The 15798-nt window shown below is 65.3% G+C and carries 13 protein-coding genes and 2 riboswitches; of the genes, 9 read left to right on the top strand and 4 right to left on the bottom strand.

All coding sequences use genetic code 11. The annotated features are described in order from the left end of the window. Positions 1-7 precede the first annotated feature (7 nt). The 4 genes from gcvT to ACSQ3Y_RS23295 form a co-directional block, all read right to left on the bottom strand. Positions 8-1150: a glycine cleavage system aminomethyltransferase GcvT gene (gcvT, locus tag ACSQ3Y_RS23310; RefSeq protein WP_057269793.1), complete on the bottom strand. Its 1143-nt coding sequence runs from the start codon at positions 1148-1150 to the stop codon at positions 8-10. 50 nt (positions 1151-1200) lie between these two features. Then, positions 1201-1327, bottom strand: a riboswitch (glycine riboswitch). A 13-nt stretch (positions 1328-1340) separates the two neighbouring features. Next, positions 1341-1432: riboswitch (glycine riboswitch) on the bottom strand. Between the two features lie 6 nt (positions 1433-1438). After that, the gene (locus ACSQ3Y_RS23305) at positions 1439-2716 is read right to left on the bottom strand and encodes a TRAP transporter large permease (RefSeq protein ID WP_057269792.1); all 1278 of its coding nucleotides are present in this window, start codon (positions 2714-2716) and stop codon (positions 1439-1441) included. Then, the gene (locus ACSQ3Y_RS23300; protein WP_436179035.1) at positions 2713-3207 is read right to left on the bottom strand and encodes a TRAP transporter small permease; all 495 of its coding nucleotides are present in this window, start codon (positions 3205-3207) and stop codon (positions 2713-2715) included. Before ACSQ3Y_RS23300 ends, ACSQ3Y_RS23305 begins: the two co-directional genes overlap by 4 nt. 108 nt (positions 3208-3315) lie before the next feature. Further along, positions 3316-4287 (bottom strand): TRAP transporter substrate-binding protein, encoded by a 972-nt coding sequence (locus ACSQ3Y_RS23295; RefSeq protein WP_436179034.1) that lies wholly within the window; start codon positions 4285-4287, stop codon positions 3316-3318. Between the two features lie 432 nt (positions 4288-4719). Between ACSQ3Y_RS23295 and ACSQ3Y_RS23290 the strand changes: the two genes are divergently transcribed. The 9 genes from ACSQ3Y_RS23290 to ACSQ3Y_RS23250 all read left to right on the top strand — a co-directional run bounded on the left by ACSQ3Y_RS23290 (position 4720) and on the right by ACSQ3Y_RS23250 (position 15689). Then, positions 4720-5178 carry an Lrp/AsnC family transcriptional regulator gene (locus tag ACSQ3Y_RS23290; protein ID WP_007860247.1) on the top strand — a complete coding sequence of 153 codons (459 nt, stop codon included), beginning with the start codon at positions 4720-4722 and terminating at the stop codon, positions 5176-5178. An 88-nt stretch (positions 5179-5266) separates the two neighbouring features. Further along, positions 5267-6175 carry a LysR family transcriptional regulator gene (locus ACSQ3Y_RS23285; RefSeq protein ID WP_057206101.1) on the top strand — a complete coding sequence of 303 codons (909 nt, stop codon included), beginning with the start codon at positions 5267-5269 and terminating at the stop codon, positions 6173-6175. 464 nt (positions 6176-6639) lie between these two features. Then, entirely contained in the window at positions 6640-7464 is an 825-nt protein-coding gene (locus tag ACSQ3Y_RS23280) for a putative hydro-lyase (protein WP_436179033.1), read from the top strand. An 18-nt stretch (positions 7465-7482) separates the two neighbouring features. Further along, on the top strand, positions 7483-8448 hold the full coding sequence (locus ACSQ3Y_RS23275) for a TRAP transporter substrate-binding protein (protein WP_057269788.1): 966 nt from the start codon (positions 7483-7485) through the stop codon (positions 8446-8448). Positions 8449-8570: 122 nt separating this feature from the next. After that, entirely contained in the window at positions 8571-9080 is a 510-nt protein-coding gene (locus ACSQ3Y_RS23270) for a TRAP transporter small permease (protein WP_082608326.1), read from the top strand. Between the two features lie 18 nt (positions 9081-9098). Further along, a complete protein-coding gene (locus ACSQ3Y_RS23265; protein WP_200964011.1) occupies positions 9099-10397 on the top strand; it encodes a TRAP transporter large permease in 1299 nt (432 codons plus the stop codon). A 51-nt stretch (positions 10398-10448) separates the two neighbouring features. Then, a complete protein-coding gene (locus ACSQ3Y_RS23260; RefSeq protein WP_436179032.1) occupies positions 10449-11414 on the top strand; it encodes a TRAP transporter substrate-binding protein in 966 nt (321 codons plus the stop codon). Positions 11415-11445: 31 nt separating this feature from the next. Continuing rightward, on the top strand, positions 11446-11994 hold the full coding sequence (locus tag ACSQ3Y_RS23255; RefSeq protein ID WP_436179031.1) for a hypothetical protein: 549 nt from the start codon (positions 11446-11448) through the stop codon (positions 11992-11994). 38 nt (positions 11995-12032) lie between these two features. Beyond that, positions 12033-15689: a hydantoinase B/oxoprolinase family protein gene (locus ACSQ3Y_RS23250; RefSeq protein ID WP_436179030.1), complete on the top strand. Its 3657-nt coding sequence runs from the start codon at positions 12033-12035 to the stop codon at positions 15687-15689. The last annotated feature ends 109 nt before the right edge of the window (positions 15690-15798 follow it).

Below are 15798 nucleotides of genomic sequence, written 5' to 3'. Positions count from 1 at the left end.
GCGGGCTTCAGCCCCGGAAATAGTTGGCGGGCACGAAGGGCATGGCGCGCACTTCCATGGGAATGGCCTTGCCGCGCACGATGGCGTTCACCCGGGTGCCGATGGCGGCAAATGCGGGCGTGACGTAGCCCATGGCCACGGGCTCGTTCACCGTGGGCCCGAGCAGGCCGCTGGTGACCTCGCCGATGGCCTGGCCGTCGGTGCTCTGCAGGGGCGTGTGCTCGCGCACGGGCACACGCTCCAGCGCCACCAGGCCCACGCGCTTGCGCGCCAGGCTGGCGGGGTTGTCGATCTGCGCCAGCACCTTGTCGGCACCAGGAAAGCCACCCGCGCGCGCACCGCCGGTGCGGCGCACCTTCTGGATCGCCCAGTTGAGCGCCGCCTCGGGCGGGGTGGTGGTAGTGTCGATGTCGTTGCCGTACAGGCACAGGCCGGCTTCCAGGCGCAGCGAGTTGCGCGCGCCCAGGCCGATGGGCTTGACCTCGGGCTGCGCCAGCAGGGCGCGGGCCAGGGTGTCGGCCTGGGCGGCCGGCACCGATATCTCGAAGCCGTCTTCGCCCGTGTAGCCGCTGCGCGTCACGAAACAGTCGCAGCCGGCAATGGTGTAGCTGCCACCGGTCATGAACACCAGTTTTTCGATGCCCGGCGCCAGGCGGGCCAGGGCGGTCACGGCCTGCGGGCCCTGCAGCGCCAGCAGGGCGTGGTCGGGCATGGGTGCAACTTCGCAGCGCTGGCCGATGCGCGCCTGGATATGCGCGATGTCTTCCACCTTGCAGGCACCATTGACGATCACGAACAGCGTATCGTTGCCCTGGTTGAAGAACATCAGGTCGTCGATGATGGTGCCTTCATCCGTCAACAGCAGGCCGTAGCGCTGCTTGCCCACCGGCAGGTCGATCACGTCCACGGGCACCAGGGTCTCGAAGGCGGCTGCGGCATCCGGGCCGATGAGTTGGAGCTGGCCCATGTGCGAGACGTCGAACAGGCCGGCGGCCTGGCGTGTGTGCAGGTGCTCCGCCATTAGTCCGGCGGGGTACTGCACGGGCATGGAGTAGCCGGCAAACGGCACCATGCGGGCGCCCAGCTCCAGGTGCAGGGCGTTCAGGGGCGTGGTGAGCAGGGGGGCAGCGTTGGCGGCAGGGGCAGACATGGGGCGGACTCCGGGCAAATAGGGGCCGCGACCCTCAATGAGGTCGCGGGATTTGCCCTGCTGTCCGCTTTACCTGAGAGATTCACCGCACCGCCCTGGCTGGCGGCTGCGGCTTGCTCCTTCGGTGGATGGCCTGCGCGCTGTGCTGCGCGGCCACCTCTCTCCAGCAAGGGAACGCCTGCATCCCTGCAGGCGGTTGCCAGTCCTTTTGCCTGAGCGTTCGGGGTGTCCCTGCGCCTTCGGCGGCCTTCTCGAAGGAAGGCTCTCTCCTGACCGGGTGAATTCTAACTACTTTGAATACACCAGATCGCGCAGCGCGAGCGAAATGCCTGGGATATAGGTGATGAGCATCAGGCACACCAGGATCACGCCGACGAAGGGCAGCAGGTGCTTGATGATCCGGTCCAGCGAGATGCGCGCTACCGTGCAGGCCGCAAACAGGTTCACGCCAAAGGGCGGGGTGATCATGCCCAGCGCCAGGTTCACCACCATGATGAGACCGAAGTGCACGGGATCCACGCCGAAGTGCATGGCCACTGGCGCGAGGATGGGGGCCAGCACGATGATGGCGGCGCTGGTTTCGATGAACATGCCGATCACGAACAGGGCCGCGTTCACGCCCAGCAGGAAGAGGGTGGGCGATTGCAGCACCGACTCCAGCCAGCGGCCGATTGCATCGGGCACGCCCGCGCGGGTGATCAGGAAGGCGAACAGCCCCGCGTTGGCGATGATGAACATGATCACCGCCGAGGAGATGACCGATTTGCGCAGGATGGCGAACAAGTTCTGGATCTTGATTTCGCGGTAGATCACGACGCCCACGACGAGGGCGTAGAACACTGCCACGGCCGATGCCTCGGTGGGGGTGAACACGCCGCCATAGATGCCGCCCAGGATGATCACCGGCATCAGCAGCGCCCAGCCGGCCTGCAGCGTGGCCTTGCCGAAGGGCATGCGGCCTTCGCCATCGGTCTTGCCCCAGCCCTTCCACTTGCAGTACGCCCAGACGAAGAGCATCAGCGCACAGCTGATCAGCAGCCCGGGGCCAAAGCCGGCGATGAACAGCTCGCCAATCGACACCTCGGCGCTCACGCCGTAGAGGATCATCGGGATGGAGGGCGGAATGATCACGCCCAGTTCGGCGCTGGTGGCCTGCAGCGCTGCGGCATAGCTCGTGGGGTAGCCGTGCTTGATGAGGGCCGGGATCAGGATGGCGCCGATGGCGAAGGTGGTGGCCACCGAGGACCCCGACACCGCCGCGAAGATCATGCAGGTCAGCACGCAGGTCATGGGCAGGCCGCCCTGCACGCCGCCCACGATGCTCTTGGCAAACTCGACCAGGCGGCGCGAGATCCCGCCGGTTTCCATCAGGTTGCCCGCCAGGATGAAGAAGGGGATGGCCGCCAGCGGAAACTTGTTGATCGAGGCGAACATCTCCTTGACGGAAATGAGCATGTTGGCATTGGAGGCCTGGATGCCGAGGATGGACGCCAGGCCGATGGAAACCGCTACCGAGATGGTGAGTGCAAAGCACAGCACCATCGTTGAAATCATGACCAGGCTCATTGGGCCGTCTCCAGTTCCATGCGCAGGGGATCGATCAGGTTGCCGATGATGCCGACCACGCAGAACAGGCCGCCGACAGGCATGGCCAGGTAGGCCCAGAACATCGACACCGACTCCAGCCCGGCCATGCTCTGCACGCCTCCGCGCACCGAATAGTCCCAACCCCACCAGATGATCACGCCGATCAGCGCCAACGCGGCGAGCGACACCACCCAGTCGAGCATGCGCCGCATTTTGGGCGGGCTCCAGCGGTACAGCACGTCCACACTCACCATCGCCCCCTGGCGAAAGGCGGCAGGGATGGCCAGAAACACCATCCAGATCAGGCTGAAGCGGATCAGTACCTCGGTCCATTCGGCAGGCTGCTCCAGCACGAACCGGGTCACGATCTGGAACATGCCGAGCGACGAGGCCACGGCCAGCATGGCGCAGGCGGCCAGCATCGCGATGGAGGTCGTCCAGCGCTCAAAAGTCAGAAAAGCATTTTTCATGGGGCAGGGCCAACCACAGGAAATAGTGGGTCGGTAAAAGGCAAGAACCAAACGCCCGGTAGCAAGGGTGCTACGGGCGTTTGGTTCCGGGGTGCGCAGCGCGCAGGATTACTTCACGTCGCGGATCTTGTCGAGCGTGGCCTTGCCAAACTGCTTTTCGAACTCGGCATTCACCGGGGCCAGTGCGGCGACGAACTTGGCCTTGTCCACATTGTCGATCACCGTCATGCCCTTGGCACGCAGGTCGGCCACACCCTTGGCATCGTCTTCATCGACGCGGGCGCGGTTGGCCTTGGTGCCTTCCTTGGCGGCGTCGAGGAAGGCCTGCTTGTCGGCAGCGCTGAGCTTGTCGAACGAGGCCTTGTTCATCACGAAGATGCAGGGCGAGTAGACGTGGCCCGTCAGCGTCAGGTGCTTTTGCACCTGGTCGAACTTGGCCGAGATGATGACCGGCAGCGGGTTCTCCTGGCCATCCACGGTGCCCTGTTGCAGGGCCGTGAAGACTTCCGGGAAGGCCATGGGCGTGGTGATGATGCCAAAGCCCTTGTAGGCGGCGATGTGCACGGGGTTCTCCATGGTGCGCATCTTCAGGCCCTTGAGGTCGCCGGGCTCCTTCACATCGCGCTTGCTGTTGGTCATGTGGCGAAAGCCGTTCTCTGCCCAGGCCAGGGCCTTGAAGCCCTTGCTGTCGAACTTGGTCAGCATCTCCTGGCCGATGGGACCATCGAGCACGGCGCGGGCATGGGACTTGTCGCGGAACAGGAAGGGCACGTCCAGGATCTTGGTTTCGGGCACGAAATTCGGAATGGGGCCGGTGGAGCTGAAGGCCAGCTCCTGCGTGCCCAATTGCACCGCCTCGATCGACTCGCGCTCGCCGCCCAGTGCACCGTTGTAGAAGGTCTGCACCTTGTAGCGGCCGCCCGTGCGCTTTTCGACTTCCTTGGCAAACGTGTCGATGGCCACGCCCTGGTGGGAGTTCTGCGCCGTCGAAATGCTGATGCGCATGGTGGTCTGCGCAGCAGCGGTGGCCACAAAGCCGAGCGCGAGGCTCAGGCCGACGACGAGTCTGGTCAATTGCATGGTGTCTCCTGTTGATTTTTGGGCTGGCTGCCGGGGTGCCATGTCCCCTCGCAAGCAATGGAGCGTTCGCTCCACGCCAGTGCCAAATTATGGCGTTGCAGCATGGCTGGGGGCATCGGGGTTTGTGCTGGTAAGTGTGCGTACGAACAGACAATGCCCGTGTCTGGTCGCCAGGGCGACAGGGAGTGACAAAGGGTGCGCAAAAGGGGCGGGGTGCAGGGGGTGCGGGGCTGGTTGCGCCCCTACTTGTCAAGTGCCCCGGTCTGGCGGTAACCAGTCCGGGGCCCTGTCAGTTTGTGCGCTCCGGTAAGAGCGCCTTGATGTCCAAAGTATGCGCTGCGAGGCGCAGCAGTTCTTTCTGAATTTTGCAGTGAATTGATGGATTGAAGAAAAATTTTCTGCAAATGGCGAATTGCATGAATAATTGCAGCCATGGATCGCCTCGACAGAAAAATTCTCGCTGTGCTGCAGGGTGATGCGCGCGCCAGCCTGCAGGAAATCGGCCAGGCGGTGGGCCTGAGCCCCTCGCCGTGCTGGGGCCGCATCAAGAAGATGGAGGAGGCTGGGGTCATCCAGGGCTACACCGTGCGGCTCAATCCGCAGGCTCTGGGCCTTTCCGACACGGTGCTGGTGCAGGTCACGCTCGACAGCCATTCGGACAACACGCTCGAGAAGTTCGGCGAGACGCTGGCCAGCATTCCCGAGGTGATCGAGGCGCACCTGGTCTCGGGCGACTACGACTACCTGCTGCGCGTGGTGGTCAAGGACACGCGCGACTACGAGCGCCTGCTGCGCGAGAAGCTCTACAAGATCAAGGGCATACGCCACAGCCGTTCGAGCTTCGTGCTGCGCACGCTCAAGAAGGCCGACCTGCCGTTGTTCGCTGAATAGGGCCGGCCGCAGCGCCACTGGCACGTTCGGTGCTCCGCAGCTCGCTGGCAGGCGCACAATCCTGGCGCTGCCGCCCCACGGAAAAACCATGAACCTGCGTTTCGTCGAAGCCTTCTACTGGGTAGCCTCCCTGCGCAGCGTGACGCGCGCGGCCGAAAAGCTGTTCCTCACCCAGTCGGCCATGTCCAGCCGCGTGGCCGCGTTGGAGGAGGAGCTCGGCGTGCTGCTGCTCGACCGCAGCGACAAGCGCTTCAAGCTCACGGTGGCGGGCACGCGCTTTCTCACCTACGCCAAGCGCATGCTCGAACTGCAGCGCCAGCTCAAGGCCGAGATGGGGTCGGGTGGGCCCATGGAGGTCTCGATCCGCCTGGGTGCCATCGAATCGGTACTGCACTCCTGGCTGATCCCGTGGATCGAGCAACTGCGCAAGGACAACCCGCTGTTGGAGCTTGAACTCACGGTGGAGACGACCCCCGTGCTGCTCGACCAGATCCGCCGCGGCGCGCTGGACACCGTGTTCGCCGCGCTGCCCGCGTCGGCCGAGGGCATACGCACCCAGGCGCTCACGCCGATGGAGATGGTCTTCGTGGGCAACAGCACCCTGCACCGCAAGCGGCGCTATGCGCTCGCGGATTTCGCCGAGACGGACATCCTGACCTTTCAGCGCGGCTCGCAGCCGCACGTGACCCTGCTGGATGTGCTGCGCCAGGCGCAGGTGGAGCCACGCTGCGTGCACACCATCTCCTCCATCTCGGCCATGGTGCAACTGGTGCAGGGCGGCTTTGGCGTGGCCACGCTGCCGCGCCAGGCCGTGCAGCGGCTGCTGGCCTTTCCCGACCTGCGCCCGCTGGCCTGCGAGGCCGAGCTGCGGCCGCTGCCCATCCACCTGAGCTACCGCGAAGACCCTTCCTCGCCCGCTGTGGACGGTGTCGTGCGCTCGGCGCTGGCCTTCGTCGAGCTGCAGGCCGAGCGCACCAAGGGCCGCGCCAAAAGCTGAAATCTGGCTGACGGAGTGTGCCGGGCGCTGCGCCTTTGCAGGCCTGTATGGCTGCTGCGTGGCAGTTGGCCACCCATTTGCAGGCGTCAGACAGGCCCCCGGCAGCCGCTGCGGTCCGGGCATGCCTGTTGTTGGTGCAGCCCGGCCACCGCATGCAAGCCTGCGGACCTGCGCCATGGAGGTGCGAAAGCGCATCCGCGCGCCCGTCGCTGTTCCCCTCCATCCCCGCTGTGGAGCGCTGTCTGCACGTGGCGTTTTCTCGTGCCGACGTGGCCGAATGGCTGGTCTTCTCAATCCCTAGGGTTTCCACTTAGCACCAAGTTGGGTGAAGTGTGCTCCAGCGTAGTGCATCGAAAAAATCGATGAACTGAGAGAAATTTTTTGAATTTGCCAGTGGCAGTGGACCGCCAACACAATCCATCCATCGTCATGCATCTGACATTTCGCAACGCAAGGAAGCCACGGTGGACTCCACACACAACAACACTCCCGAGGTCTTTGGTTCAGCAGGCAGCAGTAACGCCGCGCATGTACGCAGCGTGATTCGCCAGGGCCTGTGGACCTCGCACACCAGCGGCCTGGCCGATGGCCATGTGCAGGGCAATCTGGTCATCCTGCCCGAGGTGCAGGCGGGCGACTTCCTGCGCTTTTGCCAGCGCAACCCCAAGCCCTGCCCGGTGCTGGCAGTGAGCGAGCCCGGCCAGTTCACGCTGCCCTCCCTGGGCGAGGGCATCGACATCCGCAGCGACGTGCCGCTGTACCGCGTGTGGCGCCATGGTGAGTTGGCCGATGAGGTGACGGACATTGCTGCGTTCTGGCGCCCCGACCTCGTGACCTTCATCCTGGGCTGCTCGTTCTCGTTTGAATCCGCACTGATCGAGGCCGGCATCCGGCTGCGGCACATCGACGAGGGCAAGAACGTCGCCATGTTCCGCACCAATGTGCAGACCGAAACGGCCGGCCCCTTTGGCGGGCCTATGGTGGTGACCATGCGCCCCATGCCCGCGGCCGACGTGATCCGCGCCGTGCAGGTGACCTCGCGTTTCCCCAATGTGCACGGTGCACCGGTGCACATCGGCGATCCCTCCCTGATCGGCATTGCCGACCTGGACAAGCCCGACTACGGCGACGCCGTGGCGCTGATGCCCGGCGAGATCCCCGTCTTCTGGGCCTGCGGTGTCACGCCCCAGTCCGCCATCCTGCACGCCCAGCCGGCGTTCTGCATCACGCATGCCCCGGGCTGCATGCTGATTTCCGACCTCTTGAACCACCAACTCGCCAGCTTTTAACCTCAAGGAGCCTCCACCATGAAACGCATCGCCATCGCCCTCGCCGCCATCACCGTCTGTGCTGCAGGTGCCCATGCGCAAGTCAAATGGGACCTGCCAACCGGCTACAGCGCCAACACCTTCCAGACGGTCAACGTCCAGCAGTTTGCCAAGGAGGTGGATGAGCTGACCGCTGGCAAGCTGAAGATCACGCTGCACCCCGGCGGATCGCTCTACAAGGCCAACGAACTCAAGCGCGCCGTGCAAACCGGGCAGGTGCCTTCAGCGGAGTTCATCCTTTCGGGTGCGGCCAACGAAAACCCCTTGTACGGGGTCGACTCTATCCCCTTCCTGACCAAGTCGTACGCCGAGTCCCTGAAGCTGTACCAGGTGGCCAAGCCCGCGCAGGAAAAGCTGCTGGCTTCGCAGGGCATGAAGCTGCTGTTCAGTGTGCCATGGCCTGGGCAGTCGCTGTACTCCACCAAGCCGGTGCAGAGCCCTGCCGATCTGGCCGGTACGAAGATGCGTTCCTTCAGCCCGGCAACGACGCGCATCGCGCAATTGCTCAAGGCCCAGCCGGTCACCATCCAGCTCACGGAACTCGGCCAGGCGCTGGCCACCAACACGGTGAACAACTTCCTCACCTCCACGGCCAGCGGTGTCGAGAGCAAGCTGTATGAGCAGGTCAAGTACTTCTACCCCGTGGCCGCATGGCAGCCGCGCAATGCCACGGTGGTCAACCAGAAGGCCTTTGACAGCCTGGACAAGGCCACCCAGGACGCCGTGCTCAAGGCCGCTGCTGCGGCAGAAAAGCGCGGCTGGGAAGCCAGCGAGCGCCTGGATAAGGAGTTCCTCAAGGAACTGGGCGCCAAGGGCATGACGATTGCCGAGCCATCGGATGCCCTCAAGAAGGAGTTCGCCTCGATCGGGAACACGATGACGGAAGAATGGATCAAGTCCGCCGGGCCTGAAGGCAAGGCCATCATCGACGCCTACCGCAAGTAAGGCGCGCTCGCGCAACTGCCCGCGAGGCCACTCGCGGGCGGTTACCAGGGTGCCGACCCCTGCGGCCCGGCCACCACCCTGCCATCCCCTTCTTTTTTGTCAGCGACCTCCGGGAGATCGCCATGGACCAGTTCGTCCGAAATTTCTACCGCTTGCTTACCGGCCTTTCCTGCGTATCGATGGTGGCTGCGTTCCTCATCGTGATGCTGGGCGTTCTGTCACGCCAGGTGTCGTTCATCGAGATCCAGGGCCTGGACGCCTATGCGGGCTACGCGATTGCCGCAGCCTTGTTCTTTGCACTGCCCGGCACCTTGCAAAACGGCGACCACATCCGTGTCACCTTGCTGCTCGACCGCCTGCCAGCGCGCTGGCGTTCGGCCTTTGAATGGTTCTGCCTGATTGCCGCGCTCGTGCTGACGGTCTATGTGGCCTGGTATGCAGCCCGTTCTGTCTGGATTTCCTACGCTACGCACGATATTTCCCCCGCAGCTGACGCCTCGCCGCTGTGGATTCCCCAGATCAGCATGGCCGTGGGCAGCATCGGCTTTGCCGTCGCATTCGCCCATGCCCTCATCCTTAGGGCCCGCGGCGAGAACCTCATCGCAGTGAGCGAGACCGCTCGGTCCGAATAACCATCAAAGTAGAAAATCATGGATGTCATCATTGCATTCGGACTGATCGTGGTGCTGTTCGCAGTGCTTGGATCAGGTCTGTGGATCGGGCTGTCACTGCTGGCGGTGGCGCTGCTGGGCATGGAGTTCTTCACGAGCCGCCCCGTGGGCGACAGCATGATGCTGACCATCTGGGGCTCGACCTCCAGCTGGACGCTGACCGCGTTGCCGCTCTTTCTGTGGATGGGCGAGATCCTGTTTCGCAGCAAGCTGTCCAGCGACATGTTCAAGGGCCTGGCTCCCTGGCTGGAGCGACTGCCGGGCCGCCTGTTGCACGTGAACGTGGTGGGCTGCACCATCTTCGCCGCCATCTCCGGGTCGTCCGCAGCCACTTGCGCCACCATCGGCAAGATGACGCTGCCCGAGCTCAAGAAGCGGGGCTACCCCGACGACATCTCGGTGGGCACCCTGGCCGGTGCGGGTACGCTGGGGCTGCTGATTCCTCCTTCGATCATCATGATCGTGTATGGAGTCGCTGCCAACGTGTCCATCTCCAAGCTGTTCCTGGCCGGCGTGATTCCGGGGCTGATGCTGGCGGCGCTGTTCATGGGCTACATCATCGTCTGGGGCCTGCTCAACAAGGACAAGGTTCCCGCGCCCGACGTGAAGATGAGTTTCCCGCAGATGGTGTACGCCTCGCGCCACCTGATTCCGGTGGTCTCCCTGATCGCCCTGGTGCTGGGTGCAATCTACAGCGGCATCGCCACCGCCACTGAGGCTGCGGCATTGGGAGTGGGCGGAGCACTGCTCCTGGCCCGGATCGAGGGTTCGCTGAACTGGACGCTGTTCAAGGAAGGTCTGGTGGCCGCCTGCCGCGTGTACTGCATGATCGGCCTGATCCTCGCCGGCGCCGCGTTCCTCACGCTGGCGATGGGCTTCATCGGCCTGCCTCGGCACCTGGCGGAGTTCATCGGGTCGCTGCACCTGGCTCCGTTCTCGCTGATGCTGCTGCTCATCGTGTTCTTCATCGCACTGGGCTGCTTCCTGGATGGCATCTCGATGGTGGTGCTGACCATCGCCGTGCTGCTGCCCACGGTGGAGGCTGCGGGCTTCGATCTGATCTGGTTCGGCATCTTCATCGTGCTGGTGGTGGAGATGGCGCAGATCACGCCGCCAGTGGGCTTCAACCTGTTCGTCATACAGGGGCTCACACGGCGGGAAATCATGTGGATCGCCCGCACGGCCTTGCCGCTGTTCATGCTGATGATCGCGGCGGTCATTGCCACGTATTTCGTGCCTGACATCGTCCTTTGGCTGCCCAACCGAATGCAGGGTTGAAGCGCACGAGCCTGCAACGCCTGTCGTCCATTTCCCTTGCTGGAGCAGATCATGATCAGAGCTTTCTTGCTGGCTGCGTTCACCGTGGCCCCGATGGTGCACGCCCAGACGCAGTGGAAACTGGCCACCGGCTACCGCGCCGAGTCGTTCCACACACGCAACGTGGTGCAGTTTGCGCAGGACGTGGAGCGTGCCTCCTCGGGCGCCCTGCGCATCGAGGTGCATGCCAACAACGCCCTGTTCAAGCTCGGCGACATTCCCCAGGCGGTGCAGGAGGGCAAGGCCCAGGCGGGCGAGACCATCATGACCAGCATGGTGAAGGGCATGCCGATCGCCGGTGCCGACGCGATCCCGTTCGTGGTGCGCAGCTACGCGGACGCACGGCGAATGTGGGACCTGCAGCGCCCCCTGATCGAAGGGCACTTCGCACGCAAGGGGCTCAAGGCCCTGTATGCAGTGCCCTGGCCGCCGCAGGGGCTGTTCTCGATCGCACCCGTGCGCTCGTCGGCCGATTTCAAGGGCACGCGCATGCGCACCTACAACCCGGCCACCGTGCGCATTGCCGAGATGCTGGGCGCCGCCACGGTGGACGTGCCCATGGTCGAGGTCAACAAGGCCCTGTCTGCGGGCCAGCTCGACTCCATGATCACCTCGGCCCTCACGGGGGTCGAGAACCAGGTCTGGGGCCAGATCCGGTACTACTACGGCATCAACGCCTGGTTCCCGAAGAACATCGTGTTCGTGAACCTGCAGGCTTTCGAGGCGCTGCCGCCGGCGGTGCGCCAGGCAGTGACGAAGGCCGCAGGCGACGCCGAGGCGCGCGGCTGGGCCATGAGCCAGGCCGTGGCCGACGAGTCGGTGGGCGAGCTGCAGCGCAAGGGCATCAAGGTGGACCGCGCCTCCGCCGAGCTGGACACCGAGCTCAAGCGCCTGGGTGAGCGCTTCTCGCGCGAGTGGGTGCGCTCCGTAGGGGGCGAGGCCAACCAGATCTTCATCCCTTACTACACACAGCGCTGAGCTTTCCCAACCCCATTCCAGGAGAAGCACCATGCACACCCCCACCGACACCATCGAGATGTACCTGCGCGCCAAGGACGGTAACCGCCCGCACCTGATCGCCCAGGCCTTTGCCGGCGGCGCGCTGCTGCAGATGGAGATGCGCCAAGGCGGCATGGTCTTCCCGCCCTCGGCCCAGGGGCGCGAGGCGATTGCCGAGACCCTGGTGCGCAACTTCGCACGCAGCTACGAAAACGTCTACACCTTCTGCCTGGCCGATCCACCTCCGCCGGACTGTGCCGACTTCCATTGCGACTGGCTCGTGCTCATGACCGAGAAGGACAGCCGCGCCGTGCGCGTGGGCTGCGGCCAGTACCACTGGCGCTTTGCGCCCGGCAACCGGCTGGCGCAGGAGCTGCGCATCGTGATCGAAGCCATGCACACCCTTCCTCCCGCCGACATCCTGCCCGTGATGGCCTGGGCCACGGCGCTCGGCGGGCCCTGGTGCCCCCTGGACCAGGCCTTGGCAACCGTACCCCCCATTCCGGCCCTGCGCCAGGTGATGCAGCGCCTGGCCCCTGCCAGCGCAGCGTTGGCCTGACGCGGATTTCACCCCATTTCTATCCCATCGAAACCACCATGACCTCAATGACACCCCAAGTACAGATTCCCCGCTGGCAGTTCTGGATCGACCGGGGCGGCACCTTCACCGACATCGTCGGCAAGCGCCCCGACGGCACGCTGGTCACGCACAAGCTCCTTTCCGAGAACCCCGAGCAGTACAAGGATGCGGCCGTGGCCGGCATCCGCCACCTGCTGGGCCTGGCACCCGGTGAAGCGGTGACGCCGGCCCTGGTGGAATGCGTGAAGATGGGCACCACAGTGGCCACCAATGCGCTGCTCGAACGCAAGGGCGAGCCCACGCTGCTGGTCACCACGCGCGGCTTTCGCGATGCGCTGCGCATCGCCTACCAAAACCGTCCACGCTTGTTCGACCGCCACATCGTGCTGCCCGAGCTGCTGTACACCGAGGTGATCGAAGCCCGCGAGCGTACCGGTGCGCACGGCAACGTGATGCAGCCGCTGGACGAAGCCACCCTGCGCGGCGACTTGCTGGCGGCTTGGGGGCGCGGCCTGCGCAGCGTGGCCATCGTCTTCATGCACGGTTACCGCTACACGGAGCACGAGCAGGCGGCCCAGCGCATCGCGAAGGAGGTGGGCTTCACGCAGATCAGCACCTCGCACGAGACCAGCCCCATGATGAAGTTCGTGAGCCGGGGCGACACCACGGTGGTGGACGCCTACCTCTCGCCCATCCTGCGCCGCTATGTGGAGCAGGTGGCCAGCGAGATGCCCGGGGTCAAGCTGTTCTTCATGCAGTCCTCGGGCGGCCTCACCGATGCCAACACCTTCCAGGGCAAGGACGCCATCCTGTCCGGGCCAGCCGGCGGCATTGTGGGCATGGCGCGCACGGCCGGCCTGGCCGGGCAGGAGCGCGTGATCGGCTTCGACATGGGTGGCACGTCCACCGACGTGAGCCACTACGCCGGTGCATTCGAGCGCGAGTTCGAGACCCACGTGGCCGGCGTGCGCATGCGCGCCCCGATGATGAGCATCCACACCGTGGCCGCTGGCGGCGGCTCGGTGCTGAGCTATGACGGTGCGCGCTTCCGCGTGGGGCCGGAGAGCGCTGGCGCCAACCCGGGCCCGGTGAGCTACCGCCGCGGCGGCCCGCTGGCCGTGACCGATGCCAACGTGATGGTCGGCAAGGTGCAGCCGGGCTACTTCCCCAGCGTGTTCGGCCCTGCGGCCAACGAGACGCTGGACGCGCAGGCCGTGCGTGCGCGCTTTGGGGAACTGGCGTTGCAGACGAATCGCCAGCCCGAGGAGGTGGCCGAGGGCTTCATCCAGATCGCCGTGCAGCAGATGGCCAATGCCATCAAGAAGATCTCGGTGGCGCGCGGCTACGACGTGACGCGCTACACCCTGCAGTGCTTTGGCGGCGCAGGCGGCCAGCATGCCTGCCTGGTGGCCGATGCCCTGGGCATGACGCGCGTGTTCGTGCACCCGCTGGCCGGTGTGCTCAGCGCCTACGGCATGGGCCTGGCCGACCAGACCGTGATCCGAGAGCAGGCGGTGGAGCTGCCGCTGGCCGAGGCCTCGCTGCCCCTGATCGCCGAGCGCCTGGACGCGCTGGGTGCCGCAGCCCAGGCCGAACTGGAGCGCCAGCAGGTCAGCCAGCACCCGGTGCAGGTGCGCTACAACGTGCACGTTCGCTACGAGGGCACGGACTCGGCCCTCGTGGTGCCTTTCGGCGACATGGCGGCCGTGCAGACGGCCTTCGAGGCCGCGTACCGCCAGCGCTTCGCCTTCCTGATGGTGGGCAAATCGCTGGTGGTCGAGGCGGTATCGGTCGAGGCCGTGATCGCCGGTGACGCACCGGACGAGCCGCGTCTGCCGCTGCATGCCGAGCGCGTGCATCCACGGCGCGACACCGTGCGCATGTACTCGGGCAGCCAGTGGCACGATGCCGCCCTGGTGGTGCGCGAAGACCTGCAACCCGGCGACGTGATCCCCGGCCCTGCCATCATCGCCGAGAAGAACACCACCACCGTGGTCGAACCCGGCTGGCTGGCCCGCCTGACCGACCTGGACCACCTGGTGCTCGACCGTGTCACGGCGCGCAGCGTGCAGTACGCCGCCGGCACCACGGTGGACCCGGTGCTGCTGGAGGTTTTCAACAACCTGTTCATGAACATCGCCGAGCAGATGGGCCTGCAGCTGCAGAACACGGCCTACTCGGTCAACATCAAGGAGCGCCTGGATTTCAGCTGCGCGCTGTTCGATGCCACCGGCAACCTGATCGCCAATGCGCCGCACATGCCGGTGCACCTCGGGTCCATGGGCGAGAGCATCAAGACCGTGATCCGCGAAAACACCGGCAGCATGCAGCCGGGCGACGTGTACATGCTCAACGACCCCTACCACGGTGGCACCCACCTGCCGGACGTCACCGTGATCACACCGGTGTACGTGGCGGGCGGCAAGGAGCCCACCTTCTACGTGGGTTCGCGCGGCCACCATGCCGACATCGGCGGCACCACGCCAGGGTCGATGCCCCCGTTCTCGACGCGCATCGAGGAAGAGGGTGTGCAGATCAACAACGTCAAGCTGGTGGACCGCGGTGTGTTGCAGGAGGAGTCCGTGCGCCACCTGCTGGCCACCGGTGGCGGCACCACGCCGTACCCGAGCCGCAACCCGCACCAGAACCTGGCCGACCTGCGCGCGCAGATCGCCGCCAACGAGAAGGGCGTGCAGGAGCTCTCGAAGATGGTGGAGCAGTTCGGGCTCGATGTCGTACAGGCCTACATGCGCCATGTGCAGGACAACGCCGAGGAATCGGTGCGCCGCGTCATCACGCACCTCAAGGACGGCCAGTTCACGCTGCCGCTGGACAACGGCGCGCAGATCAGCGTCGCGGTCAAGGTCAACGTGGCCGAGCGCAGCGCGGTGATCGACTTTGCCGGCACCAGTGCGCAGCAGGTCAACAACTTCAATGCCCCGCGTGCGGTGTGCATGGCGGCGGTGCTCTACGTGTTCCGCACCCTGGTGGACGACGACATCCCGCTCAATGCCGGGTGCTTGAAGCCCCTGCAGGTCATCATCCCGCAGGGCTCCATGCTCAATCCCAACCCGCCGGCCTCGGTGGTAGCGGGCAATGTGGAGACCTCCACCTGCATCACCAATGCGCTGTTCGGTGCGCTCGGTGTCATGGCAGGCAGCCAGCCGACGATGAACAACTTCACCTTCGGCAATGCCCAGTACCAGTACTACGAGACCATCGCGGGCGGCAGTGGTGCGGGTGCGGTGCTCGATGGGGAGGGTCGGGTGGTGCGCGGCTTCGACGGCACGAGCGTGGTGCAGACGCACATGACCAACTCGCGCCTGACGGACCCCGAGATCCTGGAGTTCCGCTTCCCCGTGGTGCTCGACAGCTACGAGATCCGCGAGGGCTCGGGCGGTAGCGGCCGCTGGGCCGGGGGCAATGGCGGCGTGCGCCGCGTGCGCTTTCTGGAGCAGATGACGGCGAGCATTCTGTCCAACGGGCGCGTCAAGCCCGCCTTCGGCATGGCCGGCGGGCAGGCCGGGCGCACCGGGCTCAACCGCGTGCTGCGTGCCAACGGCCAGGTGGAAGACCTGGCGCACATCGGCGCGGCGCTCATGGAGCCGGGCGACGTGTTCGAGATTTCCACGCCCGGCGGCGGGGGCTTTGGCGAATGCGTGGCTGCAGGCTGAGCCTCACCTGACGTTTGCGGTGCAGTCCCCGCGTTTTGGCACAGGGATTGCATTGCAAGGGCATACCTACCCATCGCGCCCGATGGGTCGAAAGACACGCAACACCACG

Source organism: Acidovorax sp. LjRoot66 (assembly GCF_964253305.1).
Lineage (GTDB): Bacteria > Pseudomonadota > Gammaproteobacteria > Burkholderiales > Burkholderiaceae_C > Acidovorax.
The sequence above is the reverse complement of the archived record's forward strand: the minus strand, read 5'-3'. Positions and strand labels throughout refer to the sequence as shown.

Coding starts and splice junctions, on each gene's coding strand:
- gcvT (WP_057269793.1), bottom strand. CDS start 1,150: ATGTCTGCCCCTGCCGCCAACGCTGCCCCCCTGCTCACCACGCCCCTG.
- ACSQ3Y_RS23305 (WP_057269792.1), bottom strand. CDS start 2,716: ATGAGCCTGGTCATGATTTCAACGATGGTGCTGTGCTTTGCACTCACC.
- ACSQ3Y_RS23300 (WP_436179035.1), bottom strand. CDS start 3,207: ATGAAAAATGCTTTTCTGACTTTTGAGCGCTGGACGACCTCCATCGCG.
- ACSQ3Y_RS23295 (WP_436179034.1), bottom strand. CDS start 4,287: ATGCAATTGACCAGACTCGTCGTCGGCCTGAGCCTCGCGCTCGGCTTT.
- ACSQ3Y_RS23290 (WP_007860247.1), top strand. CDS start 4,720: ATGGATCGCCTCGACAGAAAAATTCTCGCTGTGCTGCAGGGTGATGCG.
- ACSQ3Y_RS23285 (WP_057206101.1), top strand. CDS start 5,267: ATGAACCTGCGTTTCGTCGAAGCCTTCTACTGGGTAGCCTCCCTGCGC.
- ACSQ3Y_RS23275 (WP_057269788.1), top strand. CDS start 7,483: ATGAAACGCATCGCCATCGCCCTCGCCGCCATCACCGTCTGTGCTGCA.
- ACSQ3Y_RS23270 (WP_082608326.1), top strand. CDS start 8,571: ATGGACCAGTTCGTCCGAAATTTCTACCGCTTGCTTACCGGCCTTTCC.
- ACSQ3Y_RS23265 (WP_200964011.1), top strand. CDS start 9,099: ATGGATGTCATCATTGCATTCGGACTGATCGTGGTGCTGTTCGCAGTG.
- ACSQ3Y_RS23260 (WP_436179032.1), top strand. CDS start 10,449: ATGATCAGAGCTTTCTTGCTGGCTGCGTTCACCGTGGCCCCGATGGTG.
- ACSQ3Y_RS23255 (WP_436179031.1), top strand. CDS start 11,446: ATGCACACCCCCACCGACACCATCGAGATGTACCTGCGCGCCAAGGAC.
- ACSQ3Y_RS23250 (WP_436179030.1), top strand. CDS start 12,033: ATGACCTCAATGACACCCCAAGTACAGATTCCCCGCTGGCAGTTCTGG.